General features: G+C 68.3%; 10 protein-coding genes. 4 read left to right on the forward strand and 6 right to left on the reverse strand.

Annotated elements, in window-relative coordinates; genetic code table 11:
- Nucleotides 1-6 precede the first annotated feature (6 nt).
- The 3 genes from cysG to clpB all read left to right on the forward strand — a co-directional run bounded on the left by cysG (nt 7) and on the right by clpB (nt 5749).
- Nucleotides 7-1395, forward strand: coding sequence for a siroheme synthase CysG (cysG, locus tag C556_RS0108885; RefSeq protein ID WP_018747893.1), 1389 nt, complete (start codon nt 7-9; stop codon nt 1393-1395).
- Between the two features lie 134 nt (nt 1396-1529).
- On the forward strand, nt 1530-2822 hold the full coding sequence (locus tag C556_RS0108890; protein WP_018747894.1) for a diguanylate cyclase: 1293 nt from the start codon (nt 1530-1532) through the stop codon (nt 2820-2822).
- A gap of 350 nt (nt 2823-3172) precedes the next feature.
- Entirely contained in the window at nt 3173-5749 is a 2577-nt protein-coding gene (clpB, locus tag C556_RS0108895; protein WP_018747895.1) for an ATP-dependent chaperone ClpB, read from the forward strand.
- A 220-nt stretch (nt 5750-5969) separates the two neighbouring features.
- Here the strand turns inward: clpB and C556_RS0108900 are convergent, their stop codons facing one another.
- From C556_RS0108900 to bioB, 3 genes are all read right to left on the reverse strand, one after another.
- Nucleotides 5970-7553: a methyl-accepting chemotaxis protein gene (locus C556_RS0108900; RefSeq protein ID WP_018747896.1), complete on the reverse strand. Its 1584-nt coding sequence runs from the start codon at nt 7551-7553 to the stop codon at nt 5970-5972.
- A 303-nt stretch (nt 7554-7856) separates the two neighbouring features.
- Nucleotides 7857-9491: an ABC transporter ATP-binding protein gene (locus C556_RS0108905; RefSeq protein ID WP_018747897.1), complete on the reverse strand. Its 1635-nt coding sequence runs from the start codon at nt 9489-9491 to the stop codon at nt 7857-7859.
- Between the two features lie 205 nt (nt 9492-9696).
- The gene (bioB, locus tag C556_RS0108910) at nt 9697-10686 is read right to left on the reverse strand and encodes a biotin synthase BioB (RefSeq protein ID WP_018747898.1); all 990 of its coding nucleotides are present in this window, start codon (nt 10684-10686) and stop codon (nt 9697-9699) included.
- Between the two features lie 73 nt (nt 10687-10759).
- Between bioB and C556_RS0108915 the strand changes: the two genes are divergently transcribed.
- On the forward strand, nt 10760-11461 hold the full coding sequence (locus C556_RS0108915) for a ComF family protein (protein WP_018747899.1): 702 nt from the start codon (nt 10760-10762) through the stop codon (nt 11459-11461).
- A gap of 290 nt (nt 11462-11751) precedes the next feature.
- On the opposite strand, the gene C556_RS19885 is transcribed toward C556_RS0108915, so the two are convergent.
- The 3 genes from C556_RS19885 to C556_RS19890 form a co-directional block, all read right to left on the reverse strand.
- On the reverse strand, nt 11752-12849 hold the full coding sequence (locus tag C556_RS19885; protein ID WP_245559229.1) for an SGNH/GDSL hydrolase family protein: 1098 nt from the start codon (nt 12847-12849) through the stop codon (nt 11752-11754).
- Between the two features lie 375 nt (nt 12850-13224).
- On the reverse strand, nt 13225-17076 hold the full coding sequence (locus tag C556_RS0108925; RefSeq protein ID WP_018747901.1) for a translocation/assembly module TamB domain-containing protein: 3852 nt from the start codon (nt 17074-17076) through the stop codon (nt 13225-13227).
- A complete protein-coding gene (locus tag C556_RS19890; protein WP_018747902.1) occupies nt 17076-18827 on the reverse strand; it encodes an autotransporter assembly complex protein TamA in 1752 nt (583 codons plus the stop codon). The genes C556_RS0108925 and C556_RS19890 overlap by 1 nt, the downstream gene beginning before the upstream one ends.
- Between the last annotated feature and the right edge of the window lie 171 nt (nt 18828-18998).

Below are 18998 nucleotides of genomic sequence, written 5' to 3' on the forward strand. Positions count from 1 at the left end.
CACCACATGGACTACTTTCCGCTCTTCCTCGACCTGCGTGACCAACCCTGCCTGCTGGTGGGCGGCGGCGAGGTGGCGCTGCGCAAGGCGCATCTGCTGCTGGCCGCCGGCGCCCGCCTGACGGTGGTCGCCCCGGCGCTGTGCGACGCACTGGCGGCCCAGCGCGACCAGGGCGCGCTGATCCACCTGCCGCGTGCCTGGCAGGCCGGCGACATTCACGGCATGCGACTGGTGATCGCCGCCACCGACGACGCGGCGGTCAATGCCGAGGTGCATGCACGCTGCGAGGCCGCCGGCATCCTGGTCAACGTGGTGGACGACCCGGCGCGCTGCCGTTTCGTCACACCGGCCATCGTCGATCGTTCGCCGCTGATGATCGCCATTTCCAGCGGCGGCAATGCGCCGGTGCTGGCCCGCCTGATCCGCGCGCGGATCGAGGCGTGGCTGCCGCACGGCTACGGCACGCTGGCGCGGCTGGCCGGCCGTCTGCGTCAGCGGGTGCAGGCACGCTTCGGCGGCGACGACCGCGCGCGCCGCCGCTTCTGGGAACAAGCGCTGGACGGCCCGGCAGCCGAGCGCGCGCTGGCCGGCGACGAAGCCGGCGCCGAGGCCGAACTGGAAGCCACGCTGGCCAGCGGCGACGCGGACGCGCTGGCGCGCGGCGCGGTGTATCTGGTCGGCGCCGGCCCCGGCAATCCCGACCTGCTCACCTTCCGCGCGCTGCGGCTGATGCAGCGCGCCGACGTGGTGCTCTACGACAACCTGGTGTCGCCCGCCATCGTCGATCTGGTGCGGCGCGACGCGGAGCGGCTGTACGTGGGCAAGAAGGCCAGCAACCACGCGCTGCCGCAGGAGGACATCAACAAGCTGCTGGTGCGGCTGGCGCGCGAAGGCAAGACGGTGCTGCGGCTCAAGGGCGGCGACCCGTTCATCTTCGGCCGCGGCGGCGAAGAGATCGAAGAGCTGGCGGCGGCCGGCATCGAATTCCAGGTGGTGCCGGGCATCACCTCGGCCGCCGGCGCCTCGTGCTACGCCGGCATTCCGCTCACCCACCGCGACCATGCGCAATCGGTCACCTTCGTCACCGGCCATCGCCGCGGCGAAGAGATCGAGCTCGACTGGCCGCGCCTGACCTCGCCCAGCGAGACCATCGTGGTCTATATGGGTGTGGCACAGGCACCACGCATCTGTGCCCAGCTGATCGCCCATGGCCGCGCGCCCGACACCCCGGCGGCCATCGTCGAGAAAGCCACCCTGCCCGACCAGCGCACGCTGGTCGGCACGCTGGAGACGCTGCCCGGCCTGCTGGCCACTTCACAGGTCAAACCTCCGGCGCTCATCATCATCGGCAACGTGGTGCGACTGGCCGAAAAACTGGGCTGGCGGCCAAGCTGACAAATCCGTTGGAATTTGCGACGTCATTGTCAGGATAATTCTTTCAATCAATAAAAATAATCTTTTGCTTATATACCGAGTGTAAGAAACCGCCGTATACTCTCTTCGCGGCCATACCTCTGGATCAGCCCCAGATGCGAATCGTCAAATACCCTCGTTTCAGCGTACTCGTCATGCTGCTGCTCTCCGGCGTGCTGCTGCTCTGGCAGCACTTCGGCATGAACCGGGTGATTCGCATCGATGCCGCCACCACCCTGCCGATGGCCTTGCAGGACGACCGCAGTTCGGGCGGCGCGTCGGTGGCGCGCCTGATCCGCGACAACGACGCCTTCGCCCTGCACTGCCTGCTGTCCTCCACCTACGAATGGCCGTACTGCGAGATGTCGATCAGGCTGACCGACAAGCCCGAGGGCATCGACCTGTCGCGTTTCGACTCGGTGAAGCTGAATGTCGAATACCGCAGCCCGGGCGCGCGCGCCTTGCGTTTCTTCGCCCGCAGCTACGATCCCGCCTATGGCAAGGCCAACGACGACACCACCTGGAAGGCCAACGAACTGGCCTTCACCCCGGCCGTCGGCGGCGAGGTCAAGACCATTCCGCTGCACAGCTTCAATGTCGCCAGCTGGTGGCTGAGCGAGCACAACATCCCGGTGGAGTACGCCGGCCCCGACCTGCAACGCGTGCGCATGATCCAGTTGTCCACCTCGGGTCTGAAAGAGCCGGGCGAGCACGTGATCCGCGTGCGTTACATCGAATTCCACGGCAAATGGGTCAGCCGCGAGCAGATGGCGCTGCTGGTGGTGGCGCTATGGGTGGCGCTGGCCGCCAGCGTGCTGGTGAACGATCTGCGGCAGATGCAACGGCGTCTGCGCCACAGCCGTCGCCGCGAGGAAGACCTGCGTTCCCTGACCAAGGCATTACAACTGGAAAACAAAGTGATTGGGGAATTGGCGCGGCGCGACCCGCTGACCGGCGTGCGCAACCGCGCCGGCATCCGCGACGAACTGCTGCGCGAGGCCGAGCTGTCGCAGCCCGAGCGGCCGCTGGCGGTGATCTTCATCGACCTGGACCACTTCAAACGCATCAACGACGAATACGGCCACGACACCGGCGACCTGGTGCTCAAGCAGTTCACCGCCGAGGTCGGCACGCTGATCCGCCGCGAGGATTACCTGGTGCGCTGGGGCGGCGAGGAATTCGTGCTGTTCTGCCCCAACACGCCGCTGGCGTCGGCGATCCAGCTGGCGGAAAAGATCCGCCTGCACCTGCGCGACCTGGAGTGGGTCTCCGACCTGCACGTCACCGCCAGCTTCGGCGTCACCGTGCTGGCGCAGGAGCCGGTGGCCGACAGCCTGAAGCGCGCCGACGAGGCGCTGTACCAGGCCAAGCACGAGGGCCGCGACCGCGTGATCGCGCATCGGCCGTGAAATGTGAGGGGTGAAGTGTGAGGGGTGAGGAGTGAGGTGTGAGGGGTGACTTCAAAGGCAACGGCGCGGCAGTGGCAGCGCTTGCGTCCTCACTCCTCACTCCTCACTCCTCACTCCTCACTCCTCACTCCTCACCCGCTTTCCCCCTCATCCCCGTCCGGCGACCGCCTTGAAAACCCCCGGGCCCTCCCCAAATATCAGTGCAAAGACACTGAGAGCCGCCAACAAAACCCTCCTGGCTGTGTCGCGCGAACTTGCCGTACTACATGTACTGTCTGCGTTTCGCGCTTCGTGCCAGGACCGCTGCGCTGGGTTTTGTTGACCGCTCCATTTCCCGGAGGGTTTCCCCAATGCGTTTCGACAAGCTCACCACCAAGTTCCAGCAGGCGTTCGCCGACGCGCAAAGCCTGGCACTGGGCCACGACAACCCCTACATCGAGCCGCAGCACCTGTTGTCCGCGCTGCTGGGCGATCCCGATTCCGGCGCCATCGCGCTGCTGGCACGCGCCGGCGTCAACGTGGTGCCCTTGCAGAACGCGTTGAAGGACGCGATCGGCCGCCTGACCAAGGTGGAAGGCACCGGCGGCGAAATCACCGTCTCCAAGGAGCTGGCCAACCTGCTCAACCTGGTGGACAAGGCCGCGATCAAGCGCGGCGACCAGTTCATCAGCAGCGACCTGTTTCTGCTGGCACTGGCCGACGACAAGGGCGAGACCGGTCGCCTGCTCAAGCAGCACGGCGGCAAGAAGGACGCCATCGAGGCCGCCATCGACGCGGTGCGCGGTGGCGAGAGCGTGCAGAGCGCCGAGGCCGAATCGCAGCGCGGCGCGCTGGGCAAGTACACCATCGACCTCACCGAGCGCGCCCGCGCCGGCAAGCTGGACCCGGTGATCGGCCGCGACGACGAGATCCGCCGCGCCATCCAGGTGCTGCAACGCCGCACCAAGAACAATCCGGTGCTGATCGGCGAGCCGGGCGTGGGCAAGACCGCCATCGTCGAGGGGCTGGCGCAGCGCATCGTCAACGGCGAAGTGCCCGAGTCGCTCAAATCCAAGCGCGTGCTGACGCTGGATCTGGCGGCGCTGCTGGCCGGCGCCAAGTATCGCGGCGAGTTCGAGGAACGCCTCAAGACCGTGCTCAACGAGCTGGCCAAGGACGAAGGCAACACCATCGTCTTCATCGACGAGATCCACACCCTGGTCGGCGCCGGTAAGGCCGAAGGCGCGCTGGACGCCGGCAATATGCTCAAGCCGGCGCTGGCGCGCGGCGAGCTGCACTGCATCGGCGCCACCACGCTGGACGAATACCGCAAGTACATCGAGAAGGACGCCGCGCTGGAGCGCCGCTTTCAGAAGGTGCTGGTGGACGAGCCCAGCGTGGAAAGCACCATCGCCATCCTGCGCGGTCTGCAGGAGAAGTACGAAATCCACCACGGCGTGGACATCACCGACCCGGCCATCGTCGCCGCGGCCGAGCTGAGCCACCGCTACATCACCGACCGCTTCCTGCCGGACAAGGCCATCGACCTGATCGACGAGGCCGCCAGCCGCATCAAGATGGAGATCGACTCCAAGCCCGAGGCGATGGACAAGCTCGACCGCCGCCTGATCCAGCTGAAGATCGAGCGCGAGGCGGTGAAGAAGGAAAAGGACGAAGCCTCGCAACGCCGGCTGGCGCTGATCGAGGAAGAGATCGGCCGGCTGGACAAGGAGTACTCCGACCTGGAGGAAATCTGGAAGGCGGAAAAGGCCGCCGTGCTCGGTTCGCAATCGATCAAGGAAGAGATCGAGCAGGTGCGCAACGCCATCCAGGCGGCGCAGCGGCGCGGCGAATGGGACAAGGCGTCCGAGTTGCAATACGGCAAGCTGCCCGAGCTGGACGCCAAGCTGAAGGCCGCCGAGGCCGCCGAAGGCCAGGATCGGCCCAATCGCCTGCTGCGCACCCAGGTGGGCGCGGAGGAGATCGCCGAGGTGGTCAGCCGCGCCACCGGCATTCCGGTCAGCAAGATGATGCAGGGCGAGCGCGACAAGCTGCTGCACATGGAGGACGCGCTGCACCGGCGCGTGATCGGGCAGGACGAAGCGGTGCGGCTGGTGAGCGACGCCATCCGCCGCTCGCGCTCCGGTCTGGCCGATCCGAACCGGCCCTACGGTTCGTTCCTGTTCCTGGGCCCCACCGGCGTGGGCAAGACCGAGCTGACGAAGGCGCTGGCCGAGTTCCTGTTCGACACCGAGGAACAGATCGTGCGCCTGGACATGAGCGAGTTCATGGAGAAGCACTCGGTGGCCCGCCTGATCGGCGCGCCGCCGGGATACGTCGGCTACGAGGAAGGCGGCTACCTGACCGAGGCGGTGCGCCGCAAGCCGTACAGCGTGATCCTGCTGGACGAGGTGGAAAAGGCGCACCCGGACGTGTTCAACGTGCTGTTGCAGGTGCTGGACGATGGCCGCCTCACCGACGGCCAGGGCCGCACCGTGGATTTCCGCAACACGGTGATCGTGATGACCTCCAACCTGGGCAGCCAGCAGATCCAGATGATGTCCGACGACGACTACCAGATCGTCAAGCTGGCGGTGCTGGCCGAGGTGAAGACCCATTTCCGGCCCGAGTTCGTCAACCGCATCGACGAGATCGTGGTGTTCCACGGCCTGGAGGCCGCGCAGATCCGCAACATCGCGCGCATCCAGCTTCAGCGGCTGACGCAGCGCCTGGCGCAGCTGGAGATCGGCTTCGAGACCAGCGACGCCGCGCTCGATCTGGTGGCGGAAGCCGGCTTCGACCCGGTGTACGGCGCGCGCCCACTCAAGCGCGCGATCCAGTCCGAGATCGAGAACCCGCTGGCGAAGAAGATCCTGGCTGGCGAATTCGGCGCCAAGGACGTGGTCAGGGCCGACGCCCAGCAGGGACACATCGTGTTCAGCAAATAAGGCCGCGCCCATCGCGCCAAGGCCCGCCATCCGGCGGGCCTTTTTGCCGAGTCGCCATTACGGCGGAGCGACTGGGAAAACCCAGCGTAGCGGTCATGGCAAGAAGCGCGAGACGTCCTGAAAGGCGGCAAACCGGACTTCCTTCGGCCGCACACCGTACGAGGCGGCAAGTGAGGCTCGGCGCCCCGCGCGACGCCGCCAGGAGGGTTTTGCCAGCCGCTCACAGCGATTTTTCGAATTGCGCCACCAGTAACCGCAACTCGCGCGCCACGTCGGCCAGGCGATGCGCCGCCGCATCCACGCCCGCCAGCGTCTCGTCGTTGTGCCCGGCCAGCGCGCTGATGCGCTCCATGCTGGTCGCCACGTCCTGCGCGGCCTGGGTCTGCTGCGACAGCATCTGGTCGATCTCGCGCGCCGAGCGGTCCACGCCCTGGCTGGCCGTCTCGATCTGCAACAGCGTGGCGGTCGAGGCGTCGATCAGTCCGCTGCCGTGGCGCACCCCGTCCAGCGCCTGGCGCATGGTATCGGTGGCGACGCCGGTGCGCGCGGCGATGGCTTCGATGGTGCTGGTGATGGTGCCGGTGGAGACGCTGGTGCGCTCGGCCAGCTTGCGCACTTCGTCCGCCACCACGGCGAAGCCGCGTCCCGCCTCGCCGGCCCGCGCCGCCTCGATGGCGGCGTTCAGTGCCAGCAGATTGGTCTGGTCGGCGATCTCGCGGATGGTCTGGGCCAGGCTGTGGATGCCGCGCACCGCCTCGGCGAGTTCGTCCAGCGTGGCACAGGCGCCGTCCACCACCGTCGCCACCTGGTGCGTGGCCGCCTGGGCCGCGCGCATCTCCTCACCGCCGGTCCGCGTCAGCGCCGACGCGCGCGCCGCGTGCTCGGCGCTGTGGCGCGTCGAATCCTGGATCTCCGCCACCGAGGCGGTCAGTTGCTCCAGCGCCGCCGCCACCCCGCTCACCCCTTCCGACTGCACCCGCGAACGCTGCGCCAGCTCGCCGGACTGGCCGGACAACTCGCCGGCGCGGCGCCCCACTTCCTCAGCGGCCGACACCACGTCGGCGATCACCGCGCGCAGATTGATGCGCATGCTCTCCAGTTGCAGCAGCAACTGCGAGAATTCGGCCGGCACCCGGGTATCCACCTGGACCCGGAAATTGCCCTCGGCCAGTTGCGCGAACACCTGCGCCGCGTGCGCCAGCGGCTGGCGATGGCTGGCATTCAACCAGGCCCAGCCGGCCACGCCCGCCGCCACGCCCAGCCCCGCCAGCGGCCAGCGCGCCGTCTCCAGCAGCAACGCTCCCAGCCACGGCAGCGTGGTCGCGCCCAGCACCAGCGCGGTACGCCAGCGCAACGCCAGCCGCTGCGGCCAGCGGGTGGCCGGCACCGCGGCGCGGCCGGCGTTCACCTGGCGGTACAGCGCGTCCGCCGCCTCAATCTGCGCGCGGGTGGGCGCGTTGCGCACCGACATGTAGCCCACATGACGACCGTCCTCGTACAGCGGCGTGACGAAGGCCTCGACCCAGTAGTGGTCGCCGTTCTTGCAGCGGTTCTTGACGATGCCGCGCCAGGGCTGGCCGGCCTTGATGGTGCGCCACAGGTCGTCGAAGGCGGCCGCCGGCATGTCGGGGTGGCGCACCAGGTTGTGCGGTGCGCCGATCAGTTCGTCGTGGCTGAAGCCACAGATGGCGACGAAGACGGGGTTGGCGTAGGTGATGCGGCCCTTGAGATCGGTCTTGCTGACGATGGGGTGACGAGGATCGACCAGCACCTCGTGTTGCGTGACGGGTTCGTTACGACGCATGACGGTGAATACCTCCTGGCAAACCAAAATTGTTGTTGTTGTGTTGAGCGCGGCTGACAAAACCTTTCTGGCGGGGTCACGCGGAGGCGCCGAGCCTCACTTGCCGCCTCGTACGGTGGGCGACCGAAGGAAGTCCGGTTTACCGCCGTGCAGGGCATTTCGCGCTCTTGCCGGAACCGCTTCGCCGGGTTTTGTCAGCCGCTATAAATCAGCAAATTCTAATGAATAAATGTAAGAAAAATCTCCGGATGGGGCATCGCGGAAAACCGCAATCCCGTACAAAAGAGTTGGTAAGGAGGGGGATCAGGCCGCGGGCAGGTATTGCGCCGCGGCAAGCAACTGCCGGGTGTAGGGGTGTTCCGGCGTGGTGAACAACGTTTCGACGGTGCCGCGCTCCACTACCTCGCCGGATTGCAGCACGATGACGCGGTGCGCCAGGGCGCGCACCACCGACAGGTCATGGGTAATCAGCACGTAAGACAGCCCGTGCCGGCGTTGCAGCTCCGCCAGCAATTTGAGCACCTGCAAGCCGATGTGGGCATCCAGCGCCGACGTCGGCTCGTCCAGCACCAGCACTTCGGGCGCCAGGATCAACGCGCGGGCGATGGCGATACGCTGGCGTTGCCCGCCGGAGAACGCGTGCGGATAGCGTTCCAGCACATCCGTCTGCAAGCCGACCTCGCCCAGCACGTCGATCACGGCCTGACGCCGTTGCGCCGGGGTCAGCTCGGGGCGGTGGATCAGCAACCCTTCCTCGACGATCTCGCCCACCGTCATGCGCGGCGACAACGACGAAAACGGGTCTTGCAGCACCACCTGCATGCGGCTGCGCGCGGCACGCAACGCGGGGCCGCTCAGGCGATCGAAGCGCAACTGGCCGTGCTCGCCGCCGCCCAGCACGATCTCGCCCCGCCCTTCGCGGGCCAGCCGCAGCACCGACAGCGCCAGCGTGGTCTTGCCCGAGCCGGATTCGCCGACGATGCCCAGCGTTTCGCCGCGCGCCAGCTCGAAATCGGCCGGCGCCAGCGCACGCACGGTCTGCGGGCGCTTGAAGATGCCGGGCTGGTGCAGGTAGTCGCAGCACACGCCCTTGACCGACAAGGCGGCGGGCGCGCCCGAGGCCACCGGCGGCGCCAGCCTGGCCTGGCGCACCGCCAACAGCGCGCGGGTGGCGGGATGCGACGGCGCGTCGAACACCTCGCACGCCGCCCCGGTTTCGACGATGCGGCCTTCGCACATCACCGCCACGCGGTCGGCGAAGCCGCGCACCATCACCAGGTCGTGCGAGATCAGCAGCAGACCCATGCCGTCGGCGGTGGCGATGCCCTTGAGCAGTTGCAGGATCTGTACCCGCAGGTGGGCATCGAGCGCGGTGGTCGGCTCGTCGGCGATCAGCAATCGCGGCCGACAGGCCAGCGCCATGGCGATCAGCACCCGCTGGCGTTGCCCGCCGGACAACTGGTGCGGATAGGCGCCGAGCACGCGGGGGTCCGCCAGATGCACCCGCTCCAGCAGTTCGAGCACCGCGGCGCGCAACGCCTTGCCGGCGATGCCGCGATGCAGGCCGAGCGCCTCGCCGATCTGGCGGCCGATGCTGTGCAGGGGGTTGAGCGCGGACAGCGGCTCCTGGAACACCATGCCGACGCCCTCGCCGCGCAGGCGGCGCAAGGTGGCCGGGCTGGCGCCGATCAGTTCCTCGCCGGCGAAGCGCACGCTGCCGACGTAGCGCGCATTGGGATCGAGCTGGGCGATGGCGCGCGCGGTGACGCTCTTGCCGGAACCGGACGCCCCGACCAGCGCCAGCGTCTCGCCGGCCGCCAGCGTGAAGGCGACCTCCTCGACCGCCGCACGCTCATGCCCCGGATATTCGACATGCAGCCCCGCCACGTCGAGCAACGGCTCGGCGGTCTGGGCGGGGGTGGCGATCGGGGCGGACATGCCCGCGATGATAACCCGAATGGGAAGAGTTCAAATCTTGAACCGCCGAAATTCAAACCTTGAACCACAGAGAGCACGGAGAACACAGAGTTGCACAGAGAAAACCCAAACCATCCCGATCCGACCTGTCGAGGTTCTTTCCGGTTTTCTCAGTGAAACCTCTGTGCTCTCTGTGTCCTCAGTGGTTCAAGATTTAGGGTTCCCCCTATAGCGGCAACAAATCCAGCTTGGCGAACAGTCGGCGGTCGCCTTCGACGTCGGGGTTGCCGGTGGTCAGCAGTTTGTCGCCGTAGAAGATCGAGTTGGCGCCGGCCATGAAGCACAGCGCCTGCATCGCCTCGGGCATTTCGCGGCGGCCGGCCGACAGCCGCACGAACGAGCGCGGCAGGACGATGCGCGCCACGGCGATGGTGCGGACGAATTCGGTCCAGTCCAGCGGCTCGGCATCGGCCAGCGGCGTGCCCGGCACCGGCACCAGGTTGTTGATAGGCACCGACTCGGGCTGCGGGTCGAGGTTGGCCAGTTGCGCCAGCAGCCCGGCGCGCTGCTCGCGCGTCTCGCCCATGCCGACGATGCCGCCGCTACAGACCGACAGGCCGGCGCGGCGCACCTTGCCCAGCGTGTCCAGCCGGTCTTCGTAGTCGCGGGTGGAGACGATGTCGGCGTACTTGTCCGGCGCGGTGTCGAGGTTGTGGTTGTAGTAGTCGAGCCCGGCGCCTTTCAATTGCTCGGCCATGCCGTCCTTGAGCAGGCCGAAGGTGCCGCAGGTTTCCAGGCCCAGCGCCTTCACTCCGGCGATCATCTTCTTCAGTTCGTCCAGGTCGCGCTGCTTGGGGCCGCGCCAGGCGCCGCCCATGCAGAAGCGGCTGGCGCCATTCTCCTTGGCCAGCCGCGCGGTCTCGATCACTTCGTCGGCCTGCATCAGGCCCTGGTTCTCCACGCCGGTGTGGTAGCGCGCGGACTGGGGGCAATAGCCGCAATCCTCGCTACAGCCGCCGGTCTTGACCGACAGCAGCGTGGAAAGCTGCACGCGATTGGCGTCGAAATGCTCGCGGTGGGCCTGCTGGGCACGGAACAGCAGGTCGTTGAACGGCAGCGCGAACAGCGCCGCCACCGAGGCGTCGTCCCAGCGCGCCTGCTCGGGGTGCGGCGTGCTGCGGGTCATCTGGATGGTCTGGGTCTGCGGCGCGTTCATCGGCGGCCCTGCTGGTCTAGAAAGGGATGGGCCGGATTGTCCGCACCCGGCCGCGCCATTGTCAATTTTCGATATGAATTTTCTGAACAACTACCGCATCCGCGCCACACTGCGCAGCCTGGCCGACTGGCGCCCGCCCGCGGCCTGTCTGGGGTGCGGCGCCGCCTGCCGCGACGGCCTGTGCATCGGCTGCCTGGACGACCTGCCGGCCCTGCCCTGCCCGTGTTGCGCGATCTGCGCCATGCCGGTGCCCGCCGGCAGCGTGTGCGGCCGTTGTCTGGCCGCGCCACCGGCCTTTGCCGCCACCCACGCGCGCTTTGCCTACGCCGGCTGGCTGGCGCAGGCGATCCAGGCCGCCAAGTTCGGCGGGCGCTGGCACGCCTTCGCCCTGCTCGGCCGGCACCTGGCGCGCGCCCTGCCCGCGCCGTGCGTCGATTGGGTGATCCCGGTGCCGCTGGCCGCGCCCCGGTTGCGCGAACGCGGCTTCAACCAGGCGCAGGAACTGGCCGCCACACTGGCGCGCGCCTGGCGGCTGCCGCTGCGCCACGATGCGCTGCTGCGCCTGCGCGACGGTGCGCATCAGGCCCGCTCCAGCCGCGCCGCCCGCGCCCGCAACGTACGCGGCGCCTTCGCCGCGCCCCGGCCGCTGGATGGCACGGTGCTGCTGGTGGATGACGTGATGACCAGCGGCGCCAGCCTGCACGCCTGCGCCCGCGCGCTACGCGAAGCCGGCGCGCGCCGGGTGGAGTGCTGCGTGCTGGCGCGGACGTTGTAGCGCGGGAGAATGTACAAACCCCACACCTTGAACCACAGAGGACAGTGAGAACACGAAGGAAAAACGGAGCAAGGAAAAACGAAGATCCGTAGACACCGAGTTCACAGAGAGCACAGAGAGCACGGAGCAAACCACCCGATTCTTACCGGGTTTCTCCGTGTTCTCTGTGCTCTCCCCGTTCTCTGTGTCCCCAGATTTGGTTTTTACATTTGAGGTTTGGTTTTCTCCCCACCCCTCCGTGTTCTCACCGTTCTCTGTGGTTCAAGGTGTGGGGTTAAAAACAGCGTCGCTCAATGCGCGGCGACCTGATCGGCCAGCAGCGTCGCGGTCACCTGGTCGGCCCAGATGGCGTGGGCGCGCGCGGTGGGGTGGATGCCGTCGGCGAACAGGTAGGTCAGGTCGGCCTTGGGCGCCACCAGCGTGCTCGGCGAGCAGATCAGCGCCGACAGCGTGGCCGGGTTGCCCGGCGTGGTGTAGCTGTTGCAGGCCGGGGTCTGGACATTGGTGAAGCCGTAGTTGGCCGGCGCGGCCACCACGTCGCGGATCAGCTTGGCGGTGTCGAACACCGTCACGCCCATCGCACCCAGTTGCTGCGCCACCGCGTTGTTGTAGGACTGCGACAGCGCCGTGGCCTGGCCGGCGACGGTGGGGCCGAGCGCGAGGAACTGCGGCGTGTAGCCCAGCTCCGGCAGGTTGGCGTAGATGATGTGGCTGGCGCCGGCGGCCTTCAGGCGGCCGATCTGGGTCACCAGCGAAGTCACCGTGGCCTGGATGAAGGCCGGCGCGGCGGTTTGCAGGTTGGCCGGCGGCGTGGTGCTGAAGAAGTTGAAGAAGTCGTTGGCGCCGCCCTGGATCAGCACCAGCTGGCCGTCGTTGAAGGCACTGCCGTGCTCGGCGAGGTAGTCGTCGATCTGGGTCTTGATCGAGCGGCTGGTGGCGCCCTGCACCGGCACGGTGCCGATACCCGGAATGGTCTGGGTGGTGACGCCGCCGTTGGCCGCGTCCACTTCCAGGCGGGCACCGCCCTCGGCGTAGTCGGTGCCGCCCAGCTCGATCACCTTGCCGCCGTTGCCGACGATGCCGAAGTTGACCTGCTGGTTGGGCGTCAGCGACAGACCCAGGTTGGCGGCGATGTAGCCGGCCCAGGTGCCGCCCGGCTTGGTGGTGAACATCAGGCCGGTGGCGCTGTCGTTGCTGGGGTCGGCGTCGGCGGTGGTGGGGTTGAAGGTGCCGGCATCGGTCAGGCTGTCGCCGAACGCCACGATCTGGGTGTAGCCCGCGGAATGGCTGGGCGGGGTTTCGTTGACCGACTCGACGCCGTCGCCGCCACACGCGGCGAGGAACAGGGCGGTGAGTGCCGCGGCAAGCGGACGGGTACGCAAAGGCATGCGGATCACGAACATCTCCTTGATTGTGGTTTTTGTGGTGCCGCCGGCGGGGCGGACTTGGTCAGGCACCGGCACGGTGCGGGCGCAGGTGACACTGCACTGTCGTGAAACAGAACACGCCGTCATTGTCGGTAACAATAAGCGCTTTCGCCAAGACGCTCGTTTGAAACGCTGGGGTGGGGTTGGGGAACCCTAAATCTTGAACCACAGAGAACAACGAGGACACACAGAGGGACACAGAGAAAACCAGGATCAATGTCAATGTCGAGGTCATCGAACTGCCTGATCCCACTGCTTTATTGGTTTCTACTGTGAAACCTCCGTGCTCTCACCGTTCTCTGTGGTTCAAGGTTTGAATTTCCCCAACCACACCGCTCAATCGAAGCTGATCGTATACAGCGCATCCAGCGTGCTTTCGTCGGTGCCGAACTTGGTCACCACCGACCAGCGCCGCGACAGCAGCACGGTCAGCGAGATGGCGTCGGACAGGCCGTCGAAGCTCTTTTCCAGGCCGACGCGCAGGCGGTTGCCGATGCGCTTGCTCACCGTGACCACCTGCGAGGTGGTGCCGCCGGCGCGCTCCTCGGAGCCGAAGCCCACTTCGTCGATGCCCAGCGTCTCCAGGAACTGGTCGGTCATGCCCTCGCCGGGATTGCCCTCGGTGAGGATGGCGTTGAGCGCCTGCACCATCACGGCGGCGTCGCCCTTGTCCATGTTCTCGGCGCCGTGGCCGAACAGCAGCCAGGACAGCTTTTCGTTGTCCGACACGTTGGGGTCGGAATACAGCGACACCTGCGGCGATTGCGCCCAGCCCTTCACCTGCACCCCTGCCTCGACCGCGCCGCCGCGCCGCACCGCCAGGATGTCCAGGCTGGGGTTGTCCAGCGGGCCGGTGAACGACAGCACGCCGCGCTCGATGTCCAGCTTCTGGCCGTAGGCGCGGTAGGTGCCTTCGTCCACCTTCACCGCGCCGCTGGCCGACAGCGCCTGGTCGGGCGAGGCGCGGAAGCGCAGTGCGCCGGACAGGTCGGCCTCCAGGCCGTAGCCGCGGAACTTGAAGTTGTCGCCCAGATCCACGTCGAACAGCAGATCGGCCAGCTTCATGCCGCCGCCGCCGGGCTGGCGCGGCTCGCGCCCCACCACCACCACGTCGTCCGACAGCGCCGGCACGTCGTTGCCGTGGTATTCGATGTTGCCGCGGTCGGCGCGCAGGTTGCCGTTGATCGACAGCCCGGCCAGGCCGTACTTGATCTCGCCGCGCCCGGTGACCACCAGTTGCAGGTCGGGGCGGTTCACCAGCAGCAGGCGCTCGGCCTGCAACACGGCCTGGGCGTCGGCGCCGTCGCGGCGCAGATCGACGCTGCCGGTGGCGGACAGCGTGCCGCGCCCGCCCTTGAAGCGGAAGGTGTCGAGCTGTACCCGGCGCTCGGTCAGGGTGAGCTTGACGTCGCCTTCGCGCAGCCGGATGCCGGTGGCCTTGTCGTGGATGTCGAGCGCGCTGCCGGCCAGTGTGCCGTTGAACACCGGATCCGACAGCGGGCCGCTGCGGCGCACGTCCAGCTTGAGGCCGCCGGCCAGCGCCACGCTGTCGCTCAGTAGCGGCGCGATGCGCGACAGGTCGGCCAGTTCGCCCTTGACCCGCACGTTGACGTCGGCACCCGGCACCACGGTCCACTGGTGCGGATCGATGCGGGTATCGCCATCCACCGTCAGCTCGCCGAAGCGGCGGCTGGCCGCCAGCGCGGCCACGCGGGTGTGCGAGGCGGCGGCGTCCAGCCGCAGGTCCAGCCGCTCCAGGTCCAGCGCCTGCACCTGGCGGCCGACACGGCGGCGCAGGTCGCCCGACAGCCGCTTGAGCGCGACGTGGCCATCGAGCGCGGCATCGCTGCGCACATCCCAGTCGGCGGCCAGCACCAGATCGGTCTCCAGTTCGGGATGCCCGCCGGCCAGCGCCAGCCATTCGGCGGTCACCAGCCGGGGCGCGCTGCCGCGCGTCTGCAGGCGGCCGTCGTGCCAGCCCAGCTGGACGATCTCCAGCCGGCTGCCGCCGGCTTCCAGATGGGCGCCGGTCAGATCGACGCCGGCCGGGCCGAGCCGGATGTCGGCCGGGCCGAGCAGGCGCACCGCCAGCGGGCCGTCGCCGGTGAAGCGGGTCCAGCGGCCCTTCCAGTTCCAGTGTTCGTCCAGCCCGCCGTCGGCGGTCAGGCCGGCCGCCAGCTTGCGTCCGGCATAGGCGCCGTCGGCGTCGAGCACCAGGTGGTGACGGGCGCGCGTGCCTTTGAGGTCCAGCTTGAGCCGGCCCACCTGGACGTCGAAGCCGGCGATGTCGTGTGCTTCGGCGTCCAGAGTGAACGGGCTGTCCAGGTCGGGGTACAGCTCGGCCTTGAGCCGCGCCATGCCGGCGGCAACGCCGAACGGCGTCTGCACGCCGCTGGCAGTCAGGTCGCCGCGCAGGAACGGCCGCAGCCAGTCGCCGCGTGCCGAGACATTGCCTTCCAGCCGCCCGCCGAAGCCCTGCCCCAACTGCCCCAGGTTGTGCAGCGCCAGCGTGGCCTGCAATTGGTCCTGCGGCCGGCCGAGCGCGCCGGTGGCGCTGACGCGGTTGTCGCCCAGCGCCAGCCACAGGTTGGCTTCGCGCACCTGCTGCGCGGTCACGGTGAGCCTGCCCTCGCCCGCCAGCGGCTGGCCGTTGAAGCGACCGGGCTTGAGGGCGTATTTCAGCGCGACTTCCAGTTGCGGCAACAGCGCGCCCTGCGCCTCGACGTTGCCGCTGATGTCGCCGGCCGGCAGCCGGGCGAAGTCGGCCGGGTTCCAGTGGTCGGCCACTGCCTTGAGCTTGAAATCCTGCCGCGCCAGGCCGAATTCGCCTTCGGCGGCGAGCCGGCTGCTGCCGCGCGCCAGCGTCAGCGAACGCAGCGCGATGCGCCGGTCGCGCTCGGGGTCGATCCAGCCCGCGTCGGCGGTGACGCTGGCCTTGAGCCGGGCGTCCTCGATCCGCGCCTTCACGTCGGGTGCGCGGTACGGCCCGTTGAGGCCGATGGTGCCCGACAGCGCGGTTTGCAGCTGCGAGGCATGGAGCGCGGCCAGATCGACGTCCTGCAAGGCGATCTCGGCCTGGAGCTTGTCCTTGGTGAACTGGCCGCGCGCCTTGAGCGCGGCCTTGCCCGGCAGGGCGACGCTGGCGCGGGTGAGGTCGAACCAGTCCTGGCCCATGGCGAACTCGGCGTCGACGCGGGCGAACGGCAGGCGCTGGGCGTCGATGCGGCCGGGCGCGTGGTTGAGCACGCCGAGCTTGCCGGTGGCGCCCTTGCCGGTGGGCGTCAGTTCCAGATCGAGATCGAGGTCGCCGCGCGGCAGGCCGGCCTGCAACGCGGCCGGGTCGATGTGCTCGGCCGTGACGCGCGCCTGCAACAGCATGGCGTAGGCGTAGGGGGCGAAGGCGTCGACACGCAGCGCCACCTTGGCGCGCATGCGCTCGCCGTCGACGTGGCCGGCAACGGCGAGATTGCGCAGGTTGCCGGACAGGTCGAAGGCGCTGGCGACGGTGTATTGCTCGATGCGGCCGCCGAACTTGAGCGTGCCGCGGGTGGCGAACGGCGGATGGCCTTCCAGTTGCAGCGTGGCGGTGGCGTTGCCGCGCGGGGTCTTCAGCTGCTGGAGATCCAGGCTGTGCCGCGCGCCGTCGCTGTGCAACGCGGCGCGCAACGCCTTGAGATCGACTGGCGTGCCGTCGATGAGCAGGCGCGCCAGGCGCAATTCGTCCAGCGTCACCGCCAGCGGCAGAGTCAGGTCGCCCGGCGGCGGGGTCGGCGGCTTGTTCGGTGGCTGCGGCTTGAGCGCCACGCGCACTTCGCCCACGTCCAGCCGCTCGATCAGCAGGCGTCGCAGCATCAGTCGGCGCGGGCGCCAGTCCAGGCGGACTCGGTCGATGCTGACCTTGGCCGCCTCGGTATCGACCACCAGGCCGCGCACGGTGAGGTGACGCCACAGGCTGCCCTCGATGCCGGCCAGTTTGACCACGCCGCTCTGGTTCACCTGCTGCACCAGCCAGGCGTGGCCGCCGGGGCGGTCGAGCCAGCGCAACGCGGCATAGCTGGCGGCGACCAGCAACAACAATGTCAGCACGACGCCGAGCAGCAGCCAGCGGCCCCAGCGGCGGCGGCGACGTGGCGCGGCGGCTTCGGGCGGGGTGTCGGGTTGCGGCGGCAGTTGGGCTTCGTCCTGCATCAGAACGCCACTCCCAGCGCGAAGTACAGCTTGATCTGCTCGTCGTCGATGCCGTAGGCGACGTCGGCGCCCAGCACGCCCACCGGGCTGACCCAGCGCGCGCCGACACCGACGCCGGTCTTGCCGGAATAGTCGCCCCAGTTGTTGGCGGCATCGCCATGATCGACGAACACCGCGGCGCGCCAGTCCTTGTAGACCGCGTGCTGGTATTCCAGCGTGGCGGTGGCCAGCACCCGGCCGCCCTTCACGGTGTCGCCATCGCGCACGCCCAGGCTTTCGTAGTCGTAGCCGCGCACGCTGTTGCTGCCGCCGGCGCGGAACAGGAAGTCGGTCGGCACCCGGGAGGGGTCCTTGGTGCTGGTGTTGCCGATCTCCAGCCGGCCGATCAGCACGTCGGCGTCGGCCACCGGCCAGTAATAGGTGGTGCGGCCGTACAGGCGCAGGAAGGTTTCGTCGGACAGCACGCCGCGCACGCCGCCGCCGGCCTCCAGTTGCAGCACCGAGCCCTTGCGCGGGTTGCGCAGGCTGTCGAGGTCGCGGCGGATCCACTGGTAGCTCAGCGCCAGCGTCTGCGGGTTCTCGACGGTGCCGTCGTCCAGTTCGCGGCGCTCGGCCAGGTATTCGAGGGTGATGGTGCGGTCGATCCGGTCGCCCTTGGCGGCGCGCGAGATGCCCGCCTTGTAGGTGTCGGAATCGAGATTGTTCGAGGTGGAGCGCTCGCCGGAGGCGTAGATGCGGTGGCTATAACCGCTGGCGTGCTTGGGGAAGGTCAGCCCGACCTCGATCGCCTGCTCCAGCTGCTCCAGGCGGATGTCGCTGTCGAGAATCCAGCCGCGCCCGGCGACGTTGTTGTAGCGGTGGGTGACTTCGCCGCGAAAGCCGGTGTTGGTGCTGTAACCGGCGCCCAGCGTCATCTTCTGCAACGGCGCCTCCTGCACCGTCACGTGGATCGGCGCTTCGTAGGGCGGATCGGCGCTCAGCGCCGGCTCGACAATGACGGTGGAGAAATTGGGCATGTCCTGCAGATCGGCCTGGAGCTTTTGCAGGTCGCGCCGGTTGAATTCGGCGCCGGGTTCCAGGTGCACCTGGTCGCGCACGATGCGCTCGGGGTAACGCGACAGCCCGTCGATGCGGACTTCGCCGTAGCGGTAGAACGGGCCGCTGTCGAGCACCAGGGTCAGGTCGGCGCTGGCGGTGGCCGGGTCGATGCGCGCCTCGCTCCTGGTGATGCGCGCGGCCGGATAGCGCTGGAATTGCAGGGCCGTCAGCGCGCGGCGCTTGTAGGCGCTCCACGCCGATTGCGAGAACGGCACATCCTTGGACAGCGGCGGGTTGCGCTCCAGGAAGGCCAGCATCCGGTCGCGGTATTCGGTGTCTTCGTTGATCGGGCCTTCCAGGCTCAGCGCGACGTTGCGCACCAGCGCGAGCTTGCCCGGATCGACCGTCACCCGCACACGGTAGTGGCCGGCCTCGCCTTCCAGACGCGCTTCCACCTTGGGCTTGAAGTAACCGGCGGTATTGAGCAATGCCTCGGCATCGGCCGGGGTGCGTTCGATCACCGCGCGCAGTTCATCGGCCTCGATGCCCCGGCTGCGCCACTTGTAGAGGTCGAGATGGCGTTCGAGCAGGTTCACCGCATCGCTCGGCCCGTCGATGTCCACGGCGTAATCCTCTTCCTGCGCCTGGGCACCGAGGACGCAGCCGCCGAACACCAGGGACAGCAGCAGGTTGCGGGGGCGGAAACGGGGCATGGGCGGGCGGGAAACGGAAAGTCGCTACTCTACCGAACAAAGGGACGACGCGGGTATGGGGGGCATCCCCGAACACCGATGCGGCATCGACGGATGAAATCGACGGAAAAAAAGACGCCCAGCTTGTCATTCGGGGGGAACGACAGGACTGGGCCAGGATGGAGGAGTCGA

The sequence above is a fragment of the Chitiniphilus shinanonensis DSM 23277 genome (genome assembly GCF_000374805.1).
Taxonomy (GTDB): Bacteria; Pseudomonadota; Gammaproteobacteria; order Burkholderiales; family Chitinibacteraceae; genus Chitiniphilus; species Chitiniphilus shinanonensis.

Bases quoted from the DNA above. Each gene is read 5' to 3' on its own strand.
- C556_RS19885 (WP_245559229.1), bottom strand. From the start codon at position 12,849: ATGCCTTTGCGTACCCGTCCGCTTGCCGCGGCACTCACCGCCCTGTTC.
- C556_RS0108900 (WP_018747896.1), bottom strand. From the start codon at position 7,553: ATGCGTCGTAACGAACCCGTCACGCAACACGAGGTGCTGGTCGATCCT.
- C556_RS19890 (WP_018747902.1), bottom strand. From the start codon at position 18,827: ATGCCCCGTTTCCGCCCCCGCAACCTGCTGCTGTCCCTGGTGTTCGGC.
- C556_RS0108890 (WP_018747894.1), top strand. From the start codon at position 1,530: ATGCGAATCGTCAAATACCCTCGTTTCAGCGTACTCGTCATGCTGCTG.
- C556_RS0108915 (WP_018747899.1), top strand. From the start codon at position 10,760: ATGAATTTTCTGAACAACTACCGCATCCGCGCCACACTGCGCAGCCTG.
- bioB (WP_018747898.1), bottom strand. From the start codon at position 10,686: ATGAACGCGCCGCAGACCCAGACCATCCAGATGACCCGCAGCACGCCG.
- C556_RS0108905 (WP_018747897.1), bottom strand. From the start codon at position 9,491: ATGTCCGCCCCGATCGCCACCCCCGCCCAGACCGCCGAGCCGTTGCTC.
- cysG (WP_018747893.1), top strand. From the start codon at position 7: ATGGACTACTTTCCGCTCTTCCTCGACCTGCGTGACCAACCCTGCCTG.
- C556_RS0108925 (WP_018747901.1), bottom strand. From the start codon at position 17,076: ATGCAGGACGAAGCCCAACTGCCGCCGCAACCCGACACCCCGCCCGAA.
- clpB (WP_018747895.1), top strand. From the start codon at position 3,173: ATGCGTTTCGACAAGCTCACCACCAAGTTCCAGCAGGCGTTCGCCGAC.